At 62.4% G+C, this 21,195-nt stretch carries 19 protein-coding genes; 8 read left to right on the top strand and 11 right to left on the bottom strand.

Annotated elements, in window-relative coordinates; all coding sequences use genetic code 11:
- Positions 1–103 precede the first annotated feature (103 nt).
- Positions 104–568 (top strand): cupin domain-containing protein, encoded by a 465-nt coding sequence (locus NKJ88_RS28200; protein WP_352446361.1) that lies wholly within the window; start codon positions 104–106, stop codon positions 566–568.
- A 274-nt stretch (positions 569–842) separates the two neighbouring features.
- Positions 843–1,235: a RidA family protein gene (locus NKJ88_RS28205; RefSeq protein WP_352446362.1), complete on the top strand. Its 393-nt coding sequence runs from the start codon at positions 843–845 to the stop codon at positions 1,233–1,235.
- Between the two features lie 53 nt (positions 1,236–1,288).
- Here the strand turns inward: NKJ88_RS28205 and NKJ88_RS28210 are convergent, their stop codons facing one another.
- The 4 genes from NKJ88_RS28210 to NKJ88_RS28225 form a co-directional block, all read right to left on the bottom strand.
- Entirely contained in the window at positions 1,289–2,866 is a 1,578-nt protein-coding gene (locus NKJ88_RS28210; RefSeq protein ID WP_502904776.1) for a P-loop ATPase, Sll1717 family, read from the bottom strand.
- Between the two features lie 547 nt (positions 2,867–3,413).
- Entirely contained in the window at positions 3,414–6,917 is a 3,504-nt protein-coding gene (gene carB / locus NKJ88_RS28215; protein ID WP_352446364.1) for a carbamoyl-phosphate synthase large subunit, read from the bottom strand.
- Between the two features lie 234 nt (positions 6,918–7,151).
- The gene (locus NKJ88_RS28220) at positions 7,152–8,219 is read right to left on the bottom strand and encodes an SH3 domain-containing protein (protein WP_352446365.1); all 1,068 of its coding nucleotides are present in this window, start codon (positions 8,217–8,219) and stop codon (positions 7,152–7,154) included.
- Between the two features lie 230 nt (positions 8,220–8,449).
- The gene (locus tag NKJ88_RS28225) at positions 8,450–9,226 is read right to left on the bottom strand and encodes a metallophosphoesterase family protein (RefSeq protein WP_352446366.1); all 777 of its coding nucleotides are present in this window, start codon (positions 9,224–9,226) and stop codon (positions 8,450–8,452) included.
- A 179-nt stretch (positions 9,227–9,405) separates the two neighbouring features.
- On the opposite strand from NKJ88_RS28225, the gene NKJ88_RS28230 reads away from it, so the two are divergent.
- Positions 9,406–9,876, top strand: a complete 471-nt coding sequence (locus NKJ88_RS28230; RefSeq protein WP_023691527.1) for a nucleoside deaminase — start codon at positions 9,406–9,408, stop codon at positions 9,874–9,876.
- Between the two features lie 20 nt (positions 9,877–9,896).
- On the opposite strand, the gene NKJ88_RS28235 is transcribed toward NKJ88_RS28230, so the two are convergent.
- Positions 9,897–10,253 (bottom strand): ArsR/SmtB family transcription factor, encoded by a 357-nt coding sequence (locus NKJ88_RS28235; protein WP_023683780.1) that lies wholly within the window; start codon positions 10,251–10,253, stop codon positions 9,897–9,899.
- A 199-nt stretch (positions 10,254–10,452) separates the two neighbouring features.
- Between NKJ88_RS28235 and NKJ88_RS28240 the strand changes: the two genes are divergently transcribed.
- Entirely contained in the window at positions 10,453–11,631 is a 1,179-nt protein-coding gene (locus NKJ88_RS28240; RefSeq protein WP_352446369.1) for an MFS transporter, read from the top strand.
- 29 nt (positions 11,632–11,660) lie between these two features.
- Here the strand turns inward: NKJ88_RS28240 and NKJ88_RS28245 are convergent, their stop codons facing one another.
- Positions 11,661–12,125: a MarR family winged helix-turn-helix transcriptional regulator gene (locus NKJ88_RS28245; protein WP_023691525.1), complete on the bottom strand. Its 465-nt coding sequence runs from the start codon at positions 12,123–12,125 to the stop codon at positions 11,661–11,663.
- Between the two features lie 179 nt (positions 12,126–12,304).
- On the opposite strand from NKJ88_RS28245, the gene NKJ88_RS28250 reads away from it, so the two are divergent.
- Positions 12,305–13,099: an SDR family NAD(P)-dependent oxidoreductase gene (locus NKJ88_RS28250; protein ID WP_023683784.1), complete on the top strand. Its 795-nt coding sequence runs from the start codon at positions 12,305–12,307 to the stop codon at positions 13,097–13,099.
- A 159-nt stretch (positions 13,100–13,258) separates the two neighbouring features.
- Here NKJ88_RS28250 and NKJ88_RS28255 read toward each other — a convergent pair whose 3' ends face one another.
- Entirely contained in the window at positions 13,259–13,858 is a 600-nt protein-coding gene (locus NKJ88_RS28255) for a LysE family translocator (RefSeq protein ID WP_023683785.1), read from the bottom strand.
- A gap of 96 nt (positions 13,859–13,954) precedes the next feature.
- On the opposite strand from NKJ88_RS28255, the gene NKJ88_RS28260 reads away from it, so the two are divergent.
- Entirely contained in the window at positions 13,955–14,824 is an 870-nt protein-coding gene (locus NKJ88_RS28260; RefSeq protein WP_023683786.1) for a LysR family transcriptional regulator, read from the top strand.
- A gap of 63 nt (positions 14,825–14,887) precedes the next feature.
- Here NKJ88_RS28260 and NKJ88_RS28265 read toward each other — a convergent pair whose 3' ends face one another.
- The 3 genes from NKJ88_RS28265 to NKJ88_RS28275 all read right to left on the bottom strand — a co-directional run bounded on the left by NKJ88_RS28265 (position 14,888) and on the right by NKJ88_RS28275 (position 17,925).
- The gene (locus NKJ88_RS28265; protein WP_023727458.1) at positions 14,888–15,538 is read right to left on the bottom strand and encodes a dihydrofolate reductase family protein; all 651 of its coding nucleotides are present in this window, start codon (positions 15,536–15,538) and stop codon (positions 14,888–14,890) included.
- Positions 15,539–15,655: 117 nt separating this feature from the next.
- Positions 15,656–16,513 carry a protein-L-isoaspartate O-methyltransferase family protein gene (locus NKJ88_RS28270; RefSeq protein ID WP_352446373.1) on the bottom strand — a complete coding sequence of 286 codons (858 nt, stop codon included), beginning with the start codon at positions 16,511–16,513 and terminating at the stop codon, positions 15,656–15,658.
- Between the two features lie 53 nt (positions 16,514–16,566).
- The gene (locus NKJ88_RS28275) at positions 16,567–17,925 is read right to left on the bottom strand and encodes an Nramp family divalent metal transporter (protein WP_023697071.1); all 1,359 of its coding nucleotides are present in this window, start codon (positions 17,923–17,925) and stop codon (positions 16,567–16,569) included.
- Between the two features lie 255 nt (positions 17,926–18,180).
- Between NKJ88_RS28275 and mntR the strand changes: the two genes are divergently transcribed.
- Entirely contained in the window at positions 18,181–18,636 is a 456-nt protein-coding gene (gene mntR, locus NKJ88_RS28280; protein ID WP_023672433.1) for a manganese-binding transcriptional regulator MntR, read from the top strand.
- A gap of 91 nt (positions 18,637–18,727) precedes the next feature.
- Positions 18,728–18,916 carry a hypothetical protein gene (locus tag NKJ88_RS28285; protein ID WP_023672434.1) on the top strand — a complete coding sequence of 63 codons (189 nt, stop codon included), beginning with the start codon at positions 18,728–18,730 and terminating at the stop codon, positions 18,914–18,916.
- 28 nt (positions 18,917–18,944) lie between these two features.
- On the opposite strand, the gene NKJ88_RS28290 is transcribed toward NKJ88_RS28285, so the two are convergent.
- Positions 18,945–21,011: a hypothetical protein gene (locus NKJ88_RS28290; protein ID WP_352446376.1), complete on the bottom strand. Its 2,067-nt coding sequence runs from the start codon at positions 21,009–21,011 to the stop codon at positions 18,945–18,947.
- Between the last annotated feature and the right edge of the window lie 184 nt (positions 21,012–21,195).

The raw sequence follows: 21,195 nt of genomic DNA on the forward strand, positions 1-21,195 counted from the left end.
CGCGAGCACAAGAAGCTCGCTCTGCGCCAAGCCGCATGACCAGCATCATGGCCGCCCCATTTTGCAGAACTTGACGCACACAACCCAATTCAATGGAGCTCCCATGCCCAAGATCGACCTGTCCACCGTGCCTGTCCGCAAGGGCTCCGGCTACCCCGCACCCTTCGACGCCCCTTGCGCCGAGCGTAGGCGCCGCCGCCTCGGCGATGCCGGTGGCCTGACCGATTTCGGAGTCAACCTGATGACATTGCCATCAGGCGGCTGGTCCAGCCAGCGCCACTGGCACAGCCATGAGGACGAGCTCGTCTATGTGCTGGAAGGCGAACTGGTGCTGGTCGAGGATGGCGGCGAGACGCTGCTCAAGGCCGGCGACTGCGCGACCTTTGCCAAGAACAGCGGCAACGGCCACCACATGATCAACCGCTCGTCCACAACGGCGCGCTATCTCGAGGTCGGCTCGCGCAATCCGGATGATCTCATCACTTGCTCGGACATCGACATGATGAGCCCGAGTTCCGATGGCAGGTTTCTGCACAAGGACGGCATGCCCTATCCGGGGCAGGGGTGACGGCTGGACTATGGTCCGGCGCTGGCGTTCGCTGGGCGGGGGGATAAGCTCCTCACAATCAAAGGTGGCGCAGGCCCCCTCATCCGACCGCTTCGCGGCCACCTTCTCCCCGCTGGGGAGAAGAGGGACGTGCTGGCGCTCGCAGTCTCCTCTCCCCTCGGGGGTCTGAAGGACGGGCGAGACACGTGGCTCGCCCCGGAACGGTCAGCCGAGCGAAGCGGAGGCTGGGTGAGGGGGCCTTGGCGCCAGCTTGGCAAACAAAGGGAGCATCACCATGAAAAAAGAAATCATCGAAGTGCCCGTCATGTCGGCCAAGGTCCGGGCGCTCGGGCTGCCGTGCTCGACAGCGGTCAGAGCCAACGGCTTCGTGTTCATTTCGGCGACGCCGCCGGTGGACATGGTGACCGGCGAGATGGTGCGCGGCGACATCGAAACGCAAACCGAGGCGTCGCTGAAGGCGCTGAAACACTGCCTGGAAGCCGCCGGCACCTCGCTGGACAACGTGGTGATGGTGCGTATCTACGCCGTCAATTCCGGCTTCTACAACGCCATCAACCGGGTCTATGCCCGGTACTTCAGCGTCAACCCGCCGGCGCGGAGCTTCGTGCCGGTGGCATCATGGCCGATGGAGTTCGATATCGAGATCGAGTGCGTGGCTGTAGGGTGAGGGCAAGAGAGATTCGAGTTCGGAAATGCCGTTGGGCAGGCAGTATGCCTCTCCTATCTCGAAATGACTACTTTGGAGGCTGACAACCCGCCTTTTTCATTTTTCTTCAAATAATATCTAACTAACGCACCCTTGCCTAGTGATGAAGGGTCCAAGCAGTCAGAAAATTTGAAATGAATATCGATTGGCATGCCCTCTTGGCGAATAAATCCAAACTTTTTACCTTTATCAATCATATTAACTACACCAAGAAAACCTTCAACCTCTTGCTTGGGGTTCGATTTTTTCTTTGGCTTTGATATAGCCTTCCCTGTATTTAGGGTATTTGCGAGGCCGTAGTGGATTTCGTACTCCATGCCTGTCTTGACTTTCGGCGATATATTCGAAGGAGTACGTTCTCGAAAACACCACCTAATAAATTTCTCATCCTCCGCCTCTTCGATGAAGCTAAGTATATTCTGATCGTAAAGAAATTGTAGAAATTCTTCCGCAGACCTCATAAATCCTGGTGCATTATGCACTTCAGCCAAAATATATTTGTAGAATTCAGAAAACGCAGCTTCATAATATTCGTAGTCAAACCTACTCTTTCCGTTTAAGTACTCGAAAAACTTTAGAAACAGCTCGAACTCAGATTCGTCATAGTAAAAAGATAGGCTGTCCTTTATTTCACCAAGGAGGTATTGGCCGTAGTCCTCCTTGAATCGTTTCGTAAATAGGTCACTATATAGAAAAACCCTATCCTTGTCTGGGGGGGACTTGTAGTGATCATTTAATATGTCTAGCATCGTTAAGATGTCGCGTGGTCTATGATAGGAATATCTTAAAAATATCACGAATGAAGTCGGCCTACTGTGCTCCTCCGTCAAATTTGTAGCTTCAAATGGGAAGTAGTGATCCCATGCATCTCCGGGCGGCTCAATTTTGTCCTGCTGCACGTTGAACATTCTGTCAGCCATCAAAAATAACTCGCTACTGCGATACTTTCCGTAGTCGGTTATCCAGCTAAGAACGATCGAATTATCTTTCAGTTTTGTGTTTCTATTCTGTAAGCCAAGAGAATTAAATATATCAGGTCTAAGAAGCAATACGCACTTCATTCGCCCTTTTGAATCTCTTATCCTTGGGAAGAAGTCATTATTTAAACTCCAGGCCGCATTGGCTAGCCCTTTGACGCAGTCAAGATACTCGTTGAACGGGATCGAAGCCGGCCTTATGTCTATCCCGTCAATAAAAAGCGAAACGCTTTTGCTTAATTTAATGGAAGACAGGGCGTCCTGAAGCTTCCCCTGTATGTACAGGAGGTTCGTCTGGAATTTTCGCGTCTCGGACCTAACCTCTTTGCCGTCTCCATCTTTGAAGGTTGCTCCAAATTGAGAGTACTTTGCAAATACTTCAACAGCTGAGGTTGAATTCTCAACAAGTTGAAGTGCGGTTATTATCTCTGGCGCAAACGCATTGCTGTAGTACTCATCAATAGCATCGTTTAAAGCTTTAAATTTCGGATACTTTAAAAAATATTCCGCTGTACCAGATGATGTTATTATCTCTTTGGCAAATATCAAAAGAATAATTACCTTCCATATATCGGTGTATTCCGACAGGCTGATGTTTTTTCTTTCTTTAAAGATATAAACTTATTGTAGTCCGTCTCTCTAATAAATTTATGGCTCGAAAATTGTTTTTCATTCGGGAAATTTGACCTGTATACCGCGTACGCTGTCTTCCCGGTGCCCTTCTCGCCAACGAGAAAAAATATGCTCGGATCGTCTAAGTCTCGAAGAGCGTCTGTACGCAAAAATATCTTATTAAAAAGCTCCCGGTTTTCTCTCCGGCGATAATTTTCTGCGTCAGAGAAGCCGAAAGTGATCTCCGAAACAGGTTTCATAGTTTTTTCCTCTGAAGAGTAAAATCAGGGCTATGGTGACTGCCTTTATATAAGGCGTCAACAAGGCCACGCTCGAATGGTGTGAGTTGCACCCACGACCTTTGCTACTACCAATGGCGCAGCCGTTGGCAGTAGGGGTGACGATGGTTCGCCCTAGGTGAGACGTCGCTTGCTGGCGCTATATGTGGTTGAAGCGGTCTGAAGGTGGTCAAACTTCGTTGATGCCCCGCCTTTCGCGGAATGCCTTTCATTGGGGATAGGCAAGAGGCGGAGAGAAAAGAGCTAATCGCCTACGCAAAATACTCCTGCAGTGGCCTCACCTCCAGGCTCCCCGCCTTCAGCGCCGCAATCGCCTCAGCCACAGCCGCCGCCCCCGACAGCGTCGTATAGTACGGCACCTTCTGCATCAGCGTCGCGCGGCGGAGCGACTTGGAGTCCGACACCGCCTTCTGGCCATCGGTCGTGTTGAAGACGATCTGGACCTGGCGATTGCGGATGGCGTCTTCGATGTGGGGGCGGCCTTCCAGGACCTTGTTGATCTTCTGCGCGTCGACGCCGTTTTCGGCGAGGAAGCGGGCGGTGCCGGATGTCGCGAGCACCTTGAAGCCCTGACCGGCGAGGCGCTTGACCGCCGGCAGGATGCCGGCCTTGTCCTCGTCGCGCACCGAGACGAACAGCGTGCCGGAACGTGGCAGGTCGACGCCGGCCCCTAACTGGCTCTTGGCGAAGGCCAGCGCAAAGTCGCGGTCGAGGCCCATGACCTCGCCGGTCGAGCGCATTTCCGGGCCGAGCAAAATGTCGACGCCGGGGAAGCGTGCGAAGGGAAAGACGGCTTCCTTGACGGCGATATGGCCGGGGTTTCTCGGGTCGGGCATGGCGCCGTAATGGGCGAAGGCGTCTTCCAGCTTTTCGCCGGCCATGATGCGGGCGGCAATCTTGGCGATCGGACGGCCAATGGTCTTGGCGACGAAGGGCACGGTGCGCGATGCGCGCGGATTGACCTCCAGCACATAGACGATGCCGTCCTTGATCGCATACTGCACGTTCATCAACCCGCCGACATTGAGCGCGCGGGCAAGTGCCGCCGTCTGGCGCTCCAGTTCGTCGACCAGTTCGGAAGGCAGCGAGTGAACGGGGAGCGAGCAGGCGCTGTCGCCGGAGTGGATGCCGGCCTCTTCGATGTGTTCCAGAATGCCCGACACAAAGGTCGACGTGCCGTCGCAGAGGCAGTCGACATCGACCTCGATGGCGCCCGAGAGATAGGTGTCGAACAGCAGCGGGTTCTTGCCCAGCAGCGTGTTGATCTGGCCGGTCTTGTCGTTGGGGTATTTCTGCTTGATGTCCTCCGGAACCAGGCCGGGCACGGTGTCGAGCAGATAGCTCTGCAGCATGCCCTCGTCATGGATGATCTGCATGGCGCGGCCGCCGAGCACATAGGACGGGCGCACCACCAAGGGGAAACCGAGTTCGCCGGCGACCAGGCGCGCCTGCTCGACCGAATAGGCGATGCCGTTCTTCGGCTGGCTGAGGTTGAGCTTGTGCAACAGCTTCTGGAAACGGTCGCGGTCTTCGGCCAGATCGATCATGTCGGGTGACGTGCCCAGGATCGGGATGCCGGCCTTCTCCAGCGCGTCGGCAAGCTTCAGCGGCGTCTGGCCGCCGAACTGGACGATGACGCCGACCAGTTCGCCCGACGCCTGTTCGGCGCGCAGGATCTCCAGCACGTCTTCCGCCGTCAGCGGCTCGAAGTACAGCCGGTCCGAGGTGTCGTAGTCGGTCGAGACCGTCTCGGGGTTGCAGTTGATCATGATCGCTTCATAGCCGGCGTCCGACAGCGCAAAGGCGGCATGGCAGCAGCAATAGTCGAACTCGATGCCCTGGCCGATGCGGTTCGGACCGCCGCCGAGGATGACGACTTTTTTCCGCGCTGACACTTGCGCTTCATTGGCCAGCGCGCCGGCGAAGGGCACTTCATAGGTCGAGTACATGTAGGCGGTGGGCGAGGCGAACTCGGCCGCGCACGTGTCGATGCGCTTATAAACCGGATGAACGTCGAGCTTTTCGCGAATCTTCGCAATCAATTCGGCGTCGGTCTTCGTCAGCGACGCGAGGCGGGCATCGGAGAAGCCCATCGCCTTCAGCATGCGCAGATTGACGGCGTCTTGCGGAATGCCGTGCTCGCGGATGCGGGCTTCCATGGAAACGATGCCGGCGATCTGTTCGAGGAACCACGGGTCGATCTTGCACATGGCGTGCACGTCTTCGAGCGAGGTGCCCATGCGGATCGCCTGCGCCACCATGCGCAGCCGGTCGGGCGTCGGCGTGCCGAGCGCGGCGCGAATGGCGTTGCGGTCGTCGGCGTGGTTGGCAGCTACGGCGCCGTGGCCGAGGCCGGGGATCTCGATCTCGTCGAGGCCGGTCAGGCCGGTCTCCAGGCCACGCAGCGCCTTTTGCAAGGACTCCTGGAACGTGCGGCCGATGGCCATGACTTCGCCGACAGACTTCATGGCGGTGGTCAGCACCGGCTCGGCGCCGGGGAATTTCTCGAAGGCAAAGCGCGGGATTTTTGTGACGACGTAATCGATGCTTGGCTCGAAGGAGGCGGGCGTGGCGCCGCCGGTGATGTCGTTCTCCAGCTCGTCCAGCGTGTAGCCGACAGCGAGCTTGGCCGCGATCTTGGCGATGGGGAAGCCGGTCGCCTTCGAAGCCAAAGCGGAGCTGCGCGAGACGCGCGGGTTCATCTCGATGACGACGAGGCGGCCATCGGCCGGGTTGACGGCGAACTGCACGTTGGAGCCGCCGGTCTCGACGCCGATCTCGCGCAGCACCGCGATCGAGGCGTTGCGCATCATCTGGTATTCCTTGTCGGTCAAGGTCAGCGCGGGGGCGACGGTGATCGAGTCACCCGTATGCACGCCCATCGGGTCGATGTTCTCGATCGAGCAGACGATGATGCAATTGTCCGCCTTGTCGCGGACGACCTCCATCTCATACTCCTTCCAGCCGAGCACGCTCTCCTCGATCAGCACTTCGGTGGTCGGCGAGGCGTCGAGGCCGGACTGGACGATATCGTAGAATTCGGCGCGGTTGTAGGCAATGCCGCCGCCGGTGCCGCCCATGGTGAAGGACGGGCGGATGATGGCGGGCAGGCCGACATGGTCGAGCGCCTGGGCGGCAATCGCCATGCCATGGCTGATGTAGCGCTGCTTGCGGTCGCCTTCGCCGAGGTTCCAGCGGGTTTCCAGCGCGTCGAGCGCGGCGTCGAGGTCGGCAGGCGCCTCGGCCTTGACGGCGGCGCGCTCGGCCTCGTGGGTCTTGCGGTCGGCGTTCTTGACGTCGGTGGCATTGGCCAGCATCGACTTCGGCGTTTCCAGGCCGATCTTCTTCATCGCCTCGCGAAACAGCGCCCGGTCCTCAGCCTTGTCGATCGCCGTGGCGTCGGCGCCGATCATCTCGACATTGTAGCGCTCGAGCACGCCCATGCGGCGCAGCGACAGAGCGGTGTTGAGCGCGGTCTGGCCGCCCATGGTCGGCAGCAGCGCGTCGGGCCGTTCCTTGGCGATGATCTTGGCGACGACTTCAGGCGTGATCGGCTCGATATAGGTGGCGTCGGCCAGTTCCGGGTCGGTCATGATGGTGGCCGGGTTGGAATTGACCAGGATGACCCGGAAGCCCTCCTCCTTCAGCGCCTTGCAGGCCTGGGTGCCGGAATAGTCGAACTCGCAGGCCTGGCCGATGACGATGGGGCCGGCCCCGATGATCAGGATCGACTTGATGTCGGTGCGTCTTGGCATCGTTGTGAGTTCCGTTCGGCGAGCGGCTTGCACGAAAAACCGGGACGGGAAGACCCGGCCGGTTGTGCTTGCGATTCTGGTATCAGGCTAGGAGGGCCTTATAGGGAAGAGTTTTGGGAGATGTAACCCCGAAAATGAGGCTATGCAGTAGGGATTAGGCAGCAGGGATCAGGCAGCAGGGATTAGGCAGGAGCGAGGTTAAGCCGTCTATTGCCTATCCCTACTGCTTAACACCTAATCCCCCAGCGCGAGCTGATCCGTAATCTCAAACCGCTCGGCAGCGCCGATCCGGATCATGTTGAGGCTGCCTTCCCTTGTGAAGCGGAACTCGCTGGGCGAATCCGAGTTGGCCGGCATGCCGGCAGAGAAGGAGATGACGCGCGTGCCGCCATCGGGCCAGGTCACGGTGATGTCTGCCTTGTCGGCGCCATTGTGGACGATGTTGACGGTGCAGCGGGTCATCGGCTGACCGACATAGCGCGCGCAGGGAATGTCGGACGTGGCGCCGGGGGCGGGCGGGGGTTCCAGCCGTGCAACGGTTTGCGTAGCGGTCGCAGCTTTGGCCTGATCTGGCCGAGGCGTCGGGGATGGTACCCCGGGCGCGGACGCCGCATCCGGCGCTGCTCCCGCAGACGCGGTGGAATCCTGTACCGGCGTCCCTGTGGCCTCCGTCGCCGGAGCCTCCGTGGCGGGGATCTCGCCCGTCCTCGGGCTTTCATTGGCTGCGAAGGCGAGGCCGTAAGCATCCTGCATGGCGGTCCTGCCGATCTCGGCGGCGGACTTCGGCGCGCCCGGATCCGTGCCGCCAAGGCGCTCCGTCAGGTCGAGTGGGGCCGGCGCGGGTGCAGCCGGGGTGGGTGGAGCCTGAGTGGGTGCAGCCGGAGCGGCAGAGGCGGCAGGTGCAGTTGCTGGGGGTGTTGCGGCCACGTCGGCCGGCTGCGTCGGCATGTCGGGCGCGAGCGCCGGGCCGCCGGCTTCAGCGCTGGCGGTCACCTGGGGCGGCGCGGCGTCTACTTCGACCACGGTCGGATTGTCGGGGATAAGATAGCGCGCGGGCGCCCAGCCTTTGACCAGTGGATTGTCGATCTCCTCGACCTTGCACCAGCGGTGGCCGTCCACTTCGCTGCAGCCGAAATTCCTGACGCTCGAGCCGATCGGCAGGCGCGCCTGGGTTCTGCCGACCGGCGACGGCGTGGCGCGGATGTTGAGGAGATCGCCTGGGCCGAGCTCGGTCACTATGGAAACGATGTCGGCAGGCGCGTCCTCGGCATTCGCCGGCATGCTCACCAGCAACGGGCCCATGAGCAACAGCCCCATGAGCAACGGGGCCCGCAGGAGCGGAGCGCCAGTCAGTCGATGCAAAATGGTTCGGATTGTGCGCCTCATCATTTGGCCGTGCGCCGATTACCCTTGCGGCAGCAATCCTGCCGTATGCCAAGGCGGTTTTATAATGGACGATATGCGGCCATGTAAGTCTGAAAATGCGTCCGATGTTTGGTGCCGCGAGGCCGAGGCAGGACGCAGCCATGCGGTCAAGCAGAGCCTTGCCAAGAGGGTTTGGGCATGAAGCCGGTCCTCAGCGGATGCGCCCATTCCGGACGGCCCGCCTGTTCGGCCTGTCTCGCCGCCGCTTCATGGTCGTAGTCGACGGCGATGGTCTCGAAACGGTCGGGTCCTTCGCCATCCAAGGTGAGGATGCCGTAGCGCGCATGCGGGCTGCCTTGCTCCGAAACATGCGCCGGCGGCGTGTCATCTTCATAGGCGGGAGCGCCGACGCTGCCGGGGTTGAAGAGGATGGGGCCGCCGGGGATACGGAGCAGCTCCGCGCGGTGGCTGTGGCCGCAAAGCACGACGCGGCAGGCCGGGTCCAGCGCCTGCAACCGCCGCTGAATAGCGGCAAGCGGCGCGCGCACCAGTTGGCCATCGACGATCGCGTCGAGCAGGTATTTCTCGTCATGGTCGGGCCGCGCATGGAAAGCGACCACGCCGGGAACAATCTCCAGCGTGAAGGGCAGGGCGAGCAGGGCTTCGCGCTGCGCTGATGTCAGCCGTTCCTGCGCATAGCGGTCTGAAGCCCACATCATATCGTCGGCCGGATCGACCGCGACCCGGCGGTCATGGTTGCCGCGCACCGTCGGCAGGTCGAGCGCTTCGAGCCGCTCGAACGTCTCGCGCGGCCAGAGCGGGCCGGAGACACAGTCGCCAAGGTTGACGGTGAGATCGGCGCCGCCGCGCCGCGCTAGATCGGCGAGCACGGCATCCAGCGCCAGCACATTGCCATGGATGTCGGCGAGAACGGCAATGCGCATGCGGCGGGCTCCTTGGTGCAGCCCGTTGAGGCTTGCGGCCCGTCTTCGTTATCAAGCCCCTGCCTTCATTATCAAGCCCTTGAGATCGTTCGAGACAGCCGGGAGCCCCGCCTATCGCGGAAGCACTCCATCTGCTAGCGTCCACGCCGCTCCAGAGTTCATCCGGGGGAGGACAGGCGATGACCCGCGACCAGATGGTTGCCCACCTTCGCGCCGCCAATGACGTCGCGCGCGAGACTGCCGCGCACGGGCACCATCCTTTCGGCTGCGTGCTCGTCGGCCCCGACGATCGCATCCTGATGCGGCAAGGCAACATCAACACCGTGCGCCACGCCGAAACCGAGCTCTCCCGGCGTGCCGCGGACGCCTATCCGCCGGAATTCCTCTGGTCCTGCACGCTGGTCACAACCGGCGAGCCCTGTGCGATGTGCACGGGAACGCTGTACTGGGCCAATATCGGCCGGCTGGTCTACGGCTTCGAGGAGACCAAGCTTCTCGCGCTGACCGGCAATCACGCAGAGAACCCGACGATGAACCTCTCGTCGCGCACAGTCCTCGGCTCCGGGCAGAAGCCGGTCGAGGTCCACGGACCCTTCCCCGAGATGGACGAAGAGCTCCTCGCCCCGCATATCGGTTTTTGGCAGCGCTAGGACCTTGACTTCTAAACCGGTTAGGCCGGCATTTCGATGTCGTGGCCACCGACGATGGGCAGAGCCGGATCATCTCCGGCCGCCGCAATCACGCTGTCGAGCAGGCCGGGGAAGCGGGCGTCGAGGTCGGCGCGGCGCAGCGTGATCATCCGGTTGGTGCCAGCCACTTCGGCGCGGGTGACGCCGGCCTCGCGCAGTTTGGCCAGGTGATAGCTGAGATTGGTCTTGGAGCCGAGGTCGAGGAACCGGCTGCAGTTCAGCGGCACGCCTTCCTTGCTGGCGAGATAGCGCACGATGGCGAGCCGGGTCGGGTCGCCAAGCACGCCGAGCACAACCGGCAGGCTGATCTGGTCTGTATTGGGGTGCGGCAAAGTCATGGCCCGAAACTAAGCACAGTCGGTGGCGATTTCAACGCGTCCATGTTTCGCGGGCATGCACAGTCCGCTTCGCGATTGGCCCAATGGCTGTCCTGACACAGGGCTGTCAGCAGGCTTCAGCTATTTTCACCTGGCTTCATTGACATCACGCCCTGTTATGTCCAATTGTTCAATAACTTTTGAACTAAGGACACGCCCTATGGACAAGCGCCTCTTTTGGCTTGCGCTCGGATCGTTCACGATCTCGACCGAAGGCTTCGTCATCTCCAGCCTGCTGCCTGACATCGCCACCGACGCCCGCATTTCCATTCCGCTCGCCGGCACGCTGATCACCGCCTTCGCGCTGGCTAACGCCATCGGCACGCCGATCCTGGCAACGCTGACCGGCGAATGGGACCGGCGCCGCGTCATCTTGTGGACGCTGGCGTTCTTCGTCATCGGCAATGTGGTGGCGGCGCTGAGCTCGTCCTTCGAGCTGCTGCTCATTGCCCGCATCATCATGGCGCTGTCGTCAGGCCTGTTTGCCGCTACCGCTCAAGGCACGGCGGTGGCGCTGGTCGATGACCACCACCGGGCGCGGGCCATTGCAGTCGTCGTCGGCGGAACCACGGTGGCGGTTGCGCTGGGTGCACCGCTCGGCGCGCTGGTTGCCACGATAGCCGGCTGGCGCGGGACCTTCTTTGCCATTGCCGGGCTCGGCGCGCTGGTCGGCGCCATCCTGTGGTACCGGCTGCCGCGCGGAATTGTCGGCACCAAGCTGCCGCTCAGGCGGCGCCTGGCTGCGGCGCTGCGCCCCGGCGTCATGCCGATCCTGCTGACCACCGCTCTTGCCCTGATCGGCGCCTTCTCGGCGTTTTCCTATATCGCGCCGCTGGCCATCCAGAGCGGCGGCCTCAGCCCGATTGCGCTGCCCGGCATGCTGCTCGCCTTCGGTGTCGGCGCCGTCATCGGCAACATAGCCGGAGGCCAGGCGGCCGACCGTTTTGGTGCGACGCGCACCGTCGGCTGGTCGCTGGCGCTGAGCGCCGTCATGCTGGTGATGCTCTCGGTCATCCCGACCTTCCTGCCGCAGCATCTCGCCGGGCCGGCATTGATGGCCATGATGGTGCCGTGGGGCATGGTCGGCTGGGCATTTCCGCCGGCGCAGGCCAGCCGCATCATCAAGCTGGCGCCCGACGCCGCCCCGATCGTGCTGTCGCTCAACGCTTCGGCGCTCTATCTCGGCGTGGCGCTGGGTGCTGTGGTCGGCGGCGCCGTGCTGCGCTACGGCGTGCCGGCCGATCTCGGCTTGGTCGCCGCCATCTTCCCGCTGATCGGGCTTGGCGCGGTGCTGGCCGGCCGCTGGGCGGCCCGGCCGGTCGCCATGCCGGCCGAATAGATCTTTGCAAAGGACCGGCGGCCGCTCTTTCAGCTTGAAGGGGCGGCCGCGGGCACGTCGTAGTCCAGCGCCGCGACTTCATCCAGCATAGCGCGCAGATCTGCCGCTCGTTGCGGGCCGACCAGGGCCTCGAAGCGCTGCTGGGCAATGGTCCACAATTTCGTCGTCTCCTCGAGCTTGGCCAGGCCTTGGTCGGTCAGCCGCACCCGCTTGACGCGGCGATCGTCCTTGTCAGCGAAGGTGTCGACATAGCCGTCGCGGATCAGCGGCTTCAGCGTGTGGCCGAGCGCCGAGAGATCCATGACCATCGCTTCGGCTATCGTGCCCATCGCCGGCTCATTGCTGACATGGATCTGGTAGAGCAGGCCGTACTGCGTGCCCTTCAGACCCGAAGGCGAGATTACATCGTCATAGAAGCGGCCGAGCTTGCGCGCGGCGCGCCGCAGCGTGGCGTTGTTGCAAAGGCTGAATCCCGGCAGCACGGTCTTGCTCATCACGACTCCTTGCCGGCAAAACCGCTGCCGGCCTGTCGCAGAAATAGTTTCTGCCGCCTCCGTTGACAAGATAGTGGCATATACCTACTTCCAGGATGGTGGCATATACCACTAATTGGAAGTCAGGGCGGGACGAGGGTCATCGACCTGTCTCGCCGGGCAGAAAAAGGAACAGGACAATGAGTGGACAGGACAACAAGGGTACCGCAGTCGTCACTGGTGCATCGGCCGGCATAGGTGCTGTCTATGCCGACCGGCTGGCCGGGCAAGGCTACGATCTGGTGCTGGTGGCGCGGCGCGCCGACCGGCTGCAGGAACTGGCTGAAAAGCTGCGTTATGCCTACAAGCGCAAGGTCAGCGTGATATCAGCCGACCTCGCCGACGACAATGATGTGCGCCGCGTCGAGCAGGCGATCGCAGCCGACGATAGCGTCACGCTGCTGGTCAACAATGCCGGCATTGGCGGCCAGGCCGTGGTGGCAACGGCCGACGCCGACGAGGCCGAGCGCATGATCAAGGTCAACGTCATCGCCTTGACCCGCCTGACCCGCGCCGTTCTGCCGGGGCTTCTTGCGCGCAACCGCGGCGCCATCGTCAACATCGCCTCTGTGCTCGCCTATGATACCTCGTTCGGCGGCATCTACAGCGGTACCAAGGCCTATGTCGTCAACTTCACCGAGGCCCTGCACCGCGAAGTCGCCGGCACCAATGTGAAGGTGCAGGCGGTGCTGCCGGGCGCGACCCGCACCGATTTCTGGGAGCTCGCCGGTGGCGATATCCACAATCTGCCGAAGGAGATCATCATGTCCGCCGACGATATGGTCGATGCCGCGCTTGTGGGCCTATCCAGGGGCGAAGCCGTCACCGTGCCGGCACTTGCCGACACAGCCAAGCTCGACACCTTCCTCGGCGCAAGGCAAGTCTTCTACGGCAGCCTGCACGCCGACAAGCCGGCGGCGCGTTACGCGGCTTGAGAGTAGCTGGTTCGCTTCGCGAACCAGGACCCCCACCCCGCTCACTTCGTTCGCGGCCCTCCCCACAAGGGGGAGGATAAAGTGCGCGCTCCCCTACCTCCCCTTTGTGGGGAGGTCGGACCGCAGGTCCGGGTGCGGTACTGGCGCCGACCTCTGCGTTTACGCTCCCCGCCACATCGGTATGATCGACGCAGCCAGCACCAGCGCCAGCACGATGTTGAGCGCGCGCCATTGCCATTCGGTCTTGAGCAGCCGTGCCAGCACCATGCCCGCCACGCACCAGATCGACAGCGAGATGGCTGCGGTGAAGCCGAAGGTCGAGCCGAGCAGCAGCGCGAGTTGTCCCGGACCGTCGGCAAGGGCTGCGAACGAGGCCGCCGCACCCAGTCCCATCGCCCAGCCCTTCGGGTTCATCCATTGAATGCCGGCGCCGCCGAAGAAGCTGTTGGGTTTTGCCATCGCCACATCGAGATCAGGCGGCCCGGCGCGGCCGATCTTGATTGCCAGCCAGATGAGATAGAGCGAGCCGATGATTTTCATCGCCAGTTGCAGCGACGGCATGGCCAGCAGCAGACCGGCGAGCCCGGCGGCGGCAGCAGCGGTCACGGTGGCGAGGCCGGCAGCGCTGCCGATCAATAGGGGAACGGAACGGCGAAAGCCGAACTGCGCACCTGAAGCAGTCGACAGGGTGGTGGCGATTCCCGGCGTGACGGTGGCCACGAAGGCAAACAGGATGAGCGGAAAGATGGGCTGCAACATGAGGCGTCCTCCATCGAAGGCCCTACGGTAGACTTCTGCATACTTCAGTAAATGCAATGTTTGCGATGGTTGGCATTAGTAGGTATAATGCCAACCATGATCCGTAACCTCGACACAGCGCTGATCCGCACCTTCGTCACTGTCGCCGACAAGGCCAGCATGACGGCGGCGGCGAACGCGCTGCATCTGACGCAAGGCGCCGTCAGCCAGCAGATCAAAAGGCTGGAGGAGGCGCTGGGCTGCAGCCTGTTCGAGCGCGACCGGCGTGGCTTGCGGCTGACGCGGCCCGGCGAGCGGCTGTTCGGCAAGGGCAAACGGTTGCTTGGCCTCAATGACGAGATCTGGGCCGAGATGGCGGGCACCGAGGTCGCCGGCCAGGTGCGGCTCGGTGTTCCCTATGACCTTGTCGGCACCTTGCTGGCGCCGGTGCTGAAAGCCTATGCCGAGACCTATCCGAAGATCGAGATATCCCTACTCTGCGCCGCCTCGCCGGATCTTGCCGCGGCTCTTGCAGCCGGCACCATCGACCTTGCCGTCATCGAGGAACCGGTCGGCCCGTCCGCCGGTGAGTGCCTGGCCATTGACCGGCTGGTCTGGGTGGGGGCCAAGGGCGGCGTCGCCCGCGCCAAGCGGCCGCTGCCGGTGTCGATCGTCGCCGACACCTGCGCCTTCCGCCCGGTGGTGCTGTCGGCGCTGAACGAGCACGGGCTGGAATGGCGCACCGTGTTCGAGAACGGCAACATCGACGCCACGACCGCGACAGTGCGCTCCGACCTTGCCGTCACCGCCTGGCTGGCCTCCACCGTGCCTGCCGATCTTGACATCCTGGCTTTTGATGCCGGGCTGCCGCCGCTGCCGAATTTTTCCATCAATCTGCATTTGCCGAAGTACGGCACGGCGCCGGCAGCGCAGGAGTTCGCGCGGTATATCCGGGGTGGGTTGGCACGGCGGGCTGTGGCGGCTTGACAGAACTTGCATTTCCTCTCCCCCGTCGATCGGGGGAGAGGAAAGGTGCCAAGCCTGTCCCTGTTACTTCCAGTTCTTACGCCGCTCGAGCTCGGCCTCTGACGGCTTCTGCGTAGCGAACGACCCGACCTTGACCTCACCCCCGCGTTCGTAGGTCGCCATGATGACGCCTGTGGTGGTGGCCTGCGACTTGACCAGCTTGAAAGCGGCGGGCATCGCACCACCATCGAACAGCCGCTTGCCCTTGCCCAGCAGCAGCGGGAAGATCATCAACCGGATCTCGTCGATCAGCCCGTTGGCGAGCAAAGTCTGGATCAGCTCGCTCGAACCCTGGATGAGCAGGTCAGGCCCATCTTCCTTCTTGAGGCGGCGCAACGCCGCGACGATATCTTCTCCAAGCCATTGCGTATTTTCCCAGGTGAGCGAATCCGGCCGATGCGTCGCCACATATTTAGTCGCAGGGTTGAAGGCATCTCCGATGGCATCTTTCTGATACGGCCAGTAAGCGGCGAAGATGTCGTAGGTTCTGCGGCCGAGCAGCAGGGCGAAGGGTTTGGAGAACAATTCCTCCATGGCCACCCCCGCCACCTCGTCGAAGTAGTGGAACGTCCAGCCGCCGAATTCGAAGCCGCCAACCGGGTCTTCTTCCGGGCCGCCTGGCGCCTGCATGACGCCGTCGAGGCTGACGAAGGTGGAAGCGATGATCTTTCGCATTGGATTTTCCTTTTCCAGGATCCGCGCCGTCAGGGCCGGATTTCGATCTAAGGACGGACAGGCCGGCGGCCGCCCGACAGGCGTTGGCAAAAAAACGCTGCCGGCCGACAAGGGTACCTACCGCCGTCGCCCGCCGCCAAGCGCCTGCGACGAAAACCAGACGTCGCCGATGATGGCGGTGGCGGTCCGGTCCGGCGCCCTGTCTGACGTCAGCCAGATCGAACGGCTGCGCGCCGCCTTCTGGAGGTCGGGGATTTTGGCCGCCGAACCGGCCGCCGAGGCGCCGACGCAGGGGATGAACCACGAGCGCATGAAGGGGTCGCAGGCAAAGCCCTTGTCGTTGCGGGTTACCATCACGGCCAGGCCGACGCCCTGGGACGGACGCCAGGGAAAGATCATGCGGCCGCCCGCTTTCAGCGCCCGAAGCCAAGGAGCCGGCGGTGCGACGACACCGGCATTGACATAGATGATGTCGGACGGCGGCACATCGCCGGTGACGGCATCGCCGTGGACGACGCTTACATTGCCGTAGGTTTCGAGATTCTTTGTTGCTCTGGCAGCAAGATCTGCCTCTATTTCGAAGGCGGTCACCGGGCCGGGCGCAACCAGCCGCGCCAGCAAGGCGGTGTAGTAGCCTGTGCCGGCGCCGATATGGGTGACGGCCTCGTCCGGTCTGGGGGCGATCCTGCCGATCCACATCGCGTGCAGGGAGGGTTCGCCATTGTTGATGCCCTTGTCGGCATCGAGCGCCACCAGCACGTCCTGATAGATGTGAACAGGATCGGCGCTCGGCGTCATGATCTTGCCGTTGCCGGTGGTGAGCGCCCTGCCGGCGACTACCGCCCAGGGTCCGGCCCCGAGAAAGGCCTCGCGCGGAACGGTGGCGAACGCCTCTTCGAGGCGCGGATCGGCCGAGCCGGCATTGGCCGCCATCAGCTGCGCGTAAAATTTCCTGGCGTCTTCGACACTTGTCATGATGGCCGGTAAGATAGCGCAAGCCGCCGGTTTGTCGCGGTCGGGAATGAAACTCAGCCGACGCCGAAGACGGTGTCGTAGAGCAGCTTGAAGTTGAGCACCAGGATGACCGCCGCGACCACCCAGGCGAGGGCCGCCACGCCGCGGGGAATGGCAAGGTTGCCCATCTTCTTCTTGTCGGAGACGAACTGCACCAGCGGGATGACTGCGAAGGGCAGCTGCATCGACAGCACCACCTGGCTGAAGACCAGCAACTGGCCGGTGCCCTTTTCACCATAGAGCGCGGTGACGACCACCACCGGGACGATGGCGATGCCGCGCGTCAGCAGCCGGCGCGCCCATTGCGGAATGCGCAGGCGCAAAAAGCCTTCCATGACGATCTGGCCGGCAAGCGTAGCCGTAACCGTCGAGTTGAGGCCGGAGGCCAGCAGCGCCACCGCAAACAGGATGGAGGCGATGCCGAGGCCGAGCAGTGGCGACAAGAGCTCGAAGGCTTGGCCGATCTCGGCGACATCCTGATGGCCGGTGCCATGGAAGGCCACCGCCGAGACGATCAGGATCGAGGCGTTGACGAACAGCGCCAGGACGAGCGCGATGGTCGAGTCCGTCGTCGCCCATTTAATGGCGTCGCGCTTGCCTTTTTCGGTCCGTTCATAGGCGCGTGTCTGTACGATCGAGGAGTGCAGGTAGAGATTGTGCGGCATCACCGTGGCGCCGATGATGCCGATGGCGATGTAGAGCATCGCCGGATTGGTGACGATCTCCGTCGACGGCACGAACATCGAATGCAGGATCGAGCCGACCGGAGGGGCAGCGGCAAAGATCTGGATGGCGAAACAGCCGAAGATGATGATCAAAAGCGCGATGACGAAGGCTTCGAGATAGCGGAAACCCTTGTTCATCAAGAGCAGCACGATGAAGGCGTCGAGCGCCGTCAGCAACGCGCCGCCGATCAGCGGAATGCCGAACAGAAGCTGCAGCGCGATCGCCGTGCCGATCACCTCGGCGAGGTCGCAGGCGATGATGGCGAGTTCGCAGGCGATCCACAGCACGAAACTGACGGGACGCGGATAATAGGCGCGGCAGGCCTGGGCGAGGTCGCGGCCGGTGGCGATGCCAAGCCGGGCGGCAAGCGCCTGCAGCAGGATCGCCATCAGGTTGGACAGCATGATGATGAACAATAGCGTGTAGCCGAACTGGGCGCCGCCGGCGAGGTCGGTGGCCCAGTTGCCCGGATCCATATAGCCGACCGAGACCATGTAGCCCGGTCCCATGAAGGCGAACAGGCGACGGAACCAGACGCCGGACTGCGGCACCGCGATCGTGGAGTTCACCTCGCGCAGGCTGGGAGGATTGTCCTCCGGCCTGTCAAATCGCCAGGATGATCCCAAGGTAGCGTCAGCTTCGGACATGGAGGGCTTTCCACTGGGTGGATCGGTTGACGTCATCCTATCTATGCCAGGGCTCAACATTATGCAATAGGCTATATTTCATTGTATGAGCTTCCTGTTGCGCCGACCGGCAGGCCGGCCGGGGATCGCAAACGCCGGTTGCGCCTACCATGGAATGGAAATAAACGGCTGGAACAGTTAAGCCCGTGCTATGAATGGCAAAGGGCTTGCTTTGCCCAAAGCCGATTCTTGTCAAAAGATAGGAAGGAGCGCGTGTTGGCGCTGAAGCACAGACCGGTTGGACGCGAGGAGCCGCTGCCTGACGCCGAGATTCATTCGAAAGGGTTCCGGCAGCAGCGCGAAGCGCGCCGCGGCGCGCTGGTCGAGGATTATGTCGAGCTGATCGCCGACCTGATCGAGGACGGCAATGAGGCGCGTCAGGTCGATATTGCTGCGCGGCTCGGCGTCGCCCAGCCGACGGTGGCCAAGATGCTGACCAGGCTGTGCGCCGACGGGCTCGTTTCCAGAAAACCCTATCGCGGTGTGTTCCTGACCGACGCCGGGCGCAAGGTGGCGGAAGAGAGCCGCATCCGCCACCAGACGGTAGAAGCGTTTTTGCGTTCGCTCGGCGTCAGCGCCGAGACGGCGCGCATCGATGCCGAGGGCATCGAGCATCATGTCAGCGCCGAGACGCTGGAAGCCTTTCGCAAGGCGATGATCGCGCCGCGCTGAGGGGTGCCGGGGCCGCACCACTGGAACCTCCGCACGTCAGGCTCGTTGCTCCTGACGTTGCGCGTGATTGTCGCGCGCCAAGGAGGAAAACATGGGCGTCGAACAGGCACCGACCGCGAAGGGCAAGCAGGCGGCCGAGGGTTTGAGGCAGGCAGCGGCAAAGGACGAACGCAAGACCGAGGTCGAAACCGGCCATGCGCTGAAAAAGGGCGCCGCGCGTTTCGAGGAACGCTCCAAAAGCTCGGACGGCAAAAGCGCCGGCACCAAGCAGAAGATCTGAGTTCTGTTCGCAAGCGGCAACCTGCCGCTCATTCCTCGGTGTCCTGCACCCAACTGCGCGGATGGCCGTCGACGCGGAACTGGAATATGAAATAGGGCGGAATGCAGGAGCCCTTGCCAGGCTTGGCTGCGGCCAGATCGTCGTAGCCGGCGGTGCAGATATAGTCCTCGCGGCAGGGATGCGCCTTGTCGCAGGCGCGCAGGCCGGCGGTCTTGGTGAATTCCTTGGTGCAGAATTTGTGGTCCTTGCCCGACGCGATGCAGTCGTTGAAACCGGTCTTGGCGAGGCGGCCGCAAGTCGCCTCGTCGGGAAGCTTGTCGCAGCTTGCCTTGCGCAGCATGCCCCCGGGAAAGCCACCGGTCTTCTGCTCGGGGTTGTCGTAGCGTTGGCGCGCCGCGCCATAGCCGGCGAGCTTGATTACCGGTTTCTTGTCGCGCGCCGGATCGATGGCGCAGGCTTTTGCGGTGGCCGGCGACAGGCGGCAATATTTGTCGCTGCCCCAGCTCGACATCTTGATCTCGCCGAACTCGACGGGGTCGCCGACTGCGGTGGCCGCCTCGCTGACGCAGGTGCCGAAGCCCGGATGGATGTCGCTTTCATGGACGCCGGCGCAGCGCAGGCTTTCGCCGCAGTTCCAGTCCTTGAAGCTCGTATCCTCGCCACTGTAGCAGATCGACCCCCAGCCATTGTAGAGATCGGTGCCTTTCAGCGCTTCGGCGAGTTTGGCGTCCGGACGGGCGGCGAAGCCGCGTGAGAAATCCGGATGGCCGCCGGCGGCGAAGTCCTCGACGATGGCGCGGCGGCGCGGCAGGTCGGCGAAGAACACCGCCGAGCCGGGGACGAAGACGGCGTTGCGGCGCGGCTCGCTGGCCGGATCGGCGCCGGTGTAATGGAAGCCGGCAATGCCGTGCGTCTGGTGGCAGCCGGTGCAGGTCATTTCGTTGAGACGCAGATTGAAGCCGGCCACCGATTTCACGCTGCGCAGCTCGTTGCCCTTGGCGACATAGTCCTGCAACGCCCTGTCGATGTCAGCATCGTCGAGCAGCCCATAGGCGATATTGTTTTGCGACCTGGCCATGCCGCCGGGTGCGACCGAGACGGCGCTGGTCGCCAGGAACTTGTCGTCGATGACCAGCCGGCCGCGATCGAGGTCGTAGAGGTTGCGGTCGGTCAGCAGCCATTTGGCGAAGGCCGGCCGGTCGGCCAGAACCACTTTCCGGTCGATCTGGTTCTCCATCTTCGATTCCTGGAAGGTGGACGTCGTTGGGTCCCATTTGAAAATCTTGAGGAGATATTCGGCGTGGCCACCGAAGTCGCGGCGGCTCGAGGCCGACAGCCGGAGAACCTGCATGTTCAGCTCAAGTCGCATGATCTGCGACGAATTCAGCATGGCGTTGGAGAGCGGCCCTTCGTCGGAGCGCAGCCAGGCTGCCAGTTGCTCGGGCGCAAGGTTCTTCTGGCCGGCGGCGAGCCAGCGCTTGGCGATTTCGGCACAGGAAACGGCGGTGGCGCTTGGACGGTCTCTCGAAGCGCGGGCGTGAGCCTCACCGGGCCTGGCGTTGAAGACCAGGCTCATGGTCAGCGGCAGCCGCGACGAGATTCGTTGCGCTGTCTTTCCCTTCGTGGGCTTCTCCGCCACCGAATAATGGAAGCGGTAGATCAGCCTGATCTCGCCGCATTCGGTGTGGCCGAGATAGCCGCGGTCCATGCGGTTGACGACGCCGGTCAGGTCGAGCGTCGAGCCGTCATCGTCGATGTATTTCGGGTTGAATTTCTGGCTGGTGTCCTTCGACTTGGCCATGGCCGCGACGTAAGGATCGGGGCTATTGGCAGGCTCGTCGGCGATCTCCTGCTTTACGGCGTTGCGGACAGGGGTCAGCGCGCGCACCGAAAACAGGCCCCGATTGTCGACCTCGCGCGTGAGACCCAGCGCCGGGCCGAGCAGGCGGCTGATCGAGAGGCCGCCACGCTCAAGCGCCTGCAATGTCTCGGGATCGGTTACGGCGACGCTGGAATCGAGCGTCACGGCGCGCGCCGGCGACGGGCCGAGGCATAGCACCACCGCCAGCAGCAGAAATCGACCGATTGTCCGCAAGTCCCCGACACCCCCGTTCGAACCGGATGCTACAGCGCGCATGCCGCCTCGACCAGAGTGCGAACGCGATGCCGCTGCCACGAAAAATACTGTGACTTGGCGCAACCATTGCGATAATTGTCTGTTGGGTCGGAGTGGGCCACGACATCGGCCAAGCCAGCCGAAATTTGCATACGGGGAGTTG

It is taken from the genome of Mesorhizobium sp. M0016 (genome assembly GCF_040324035.1).
GTDB lineage: Bacteria > Pseudomonadota > Alphaproteobacteria > Rhizobiales > Rhizobiaceae > Mesorhizobium.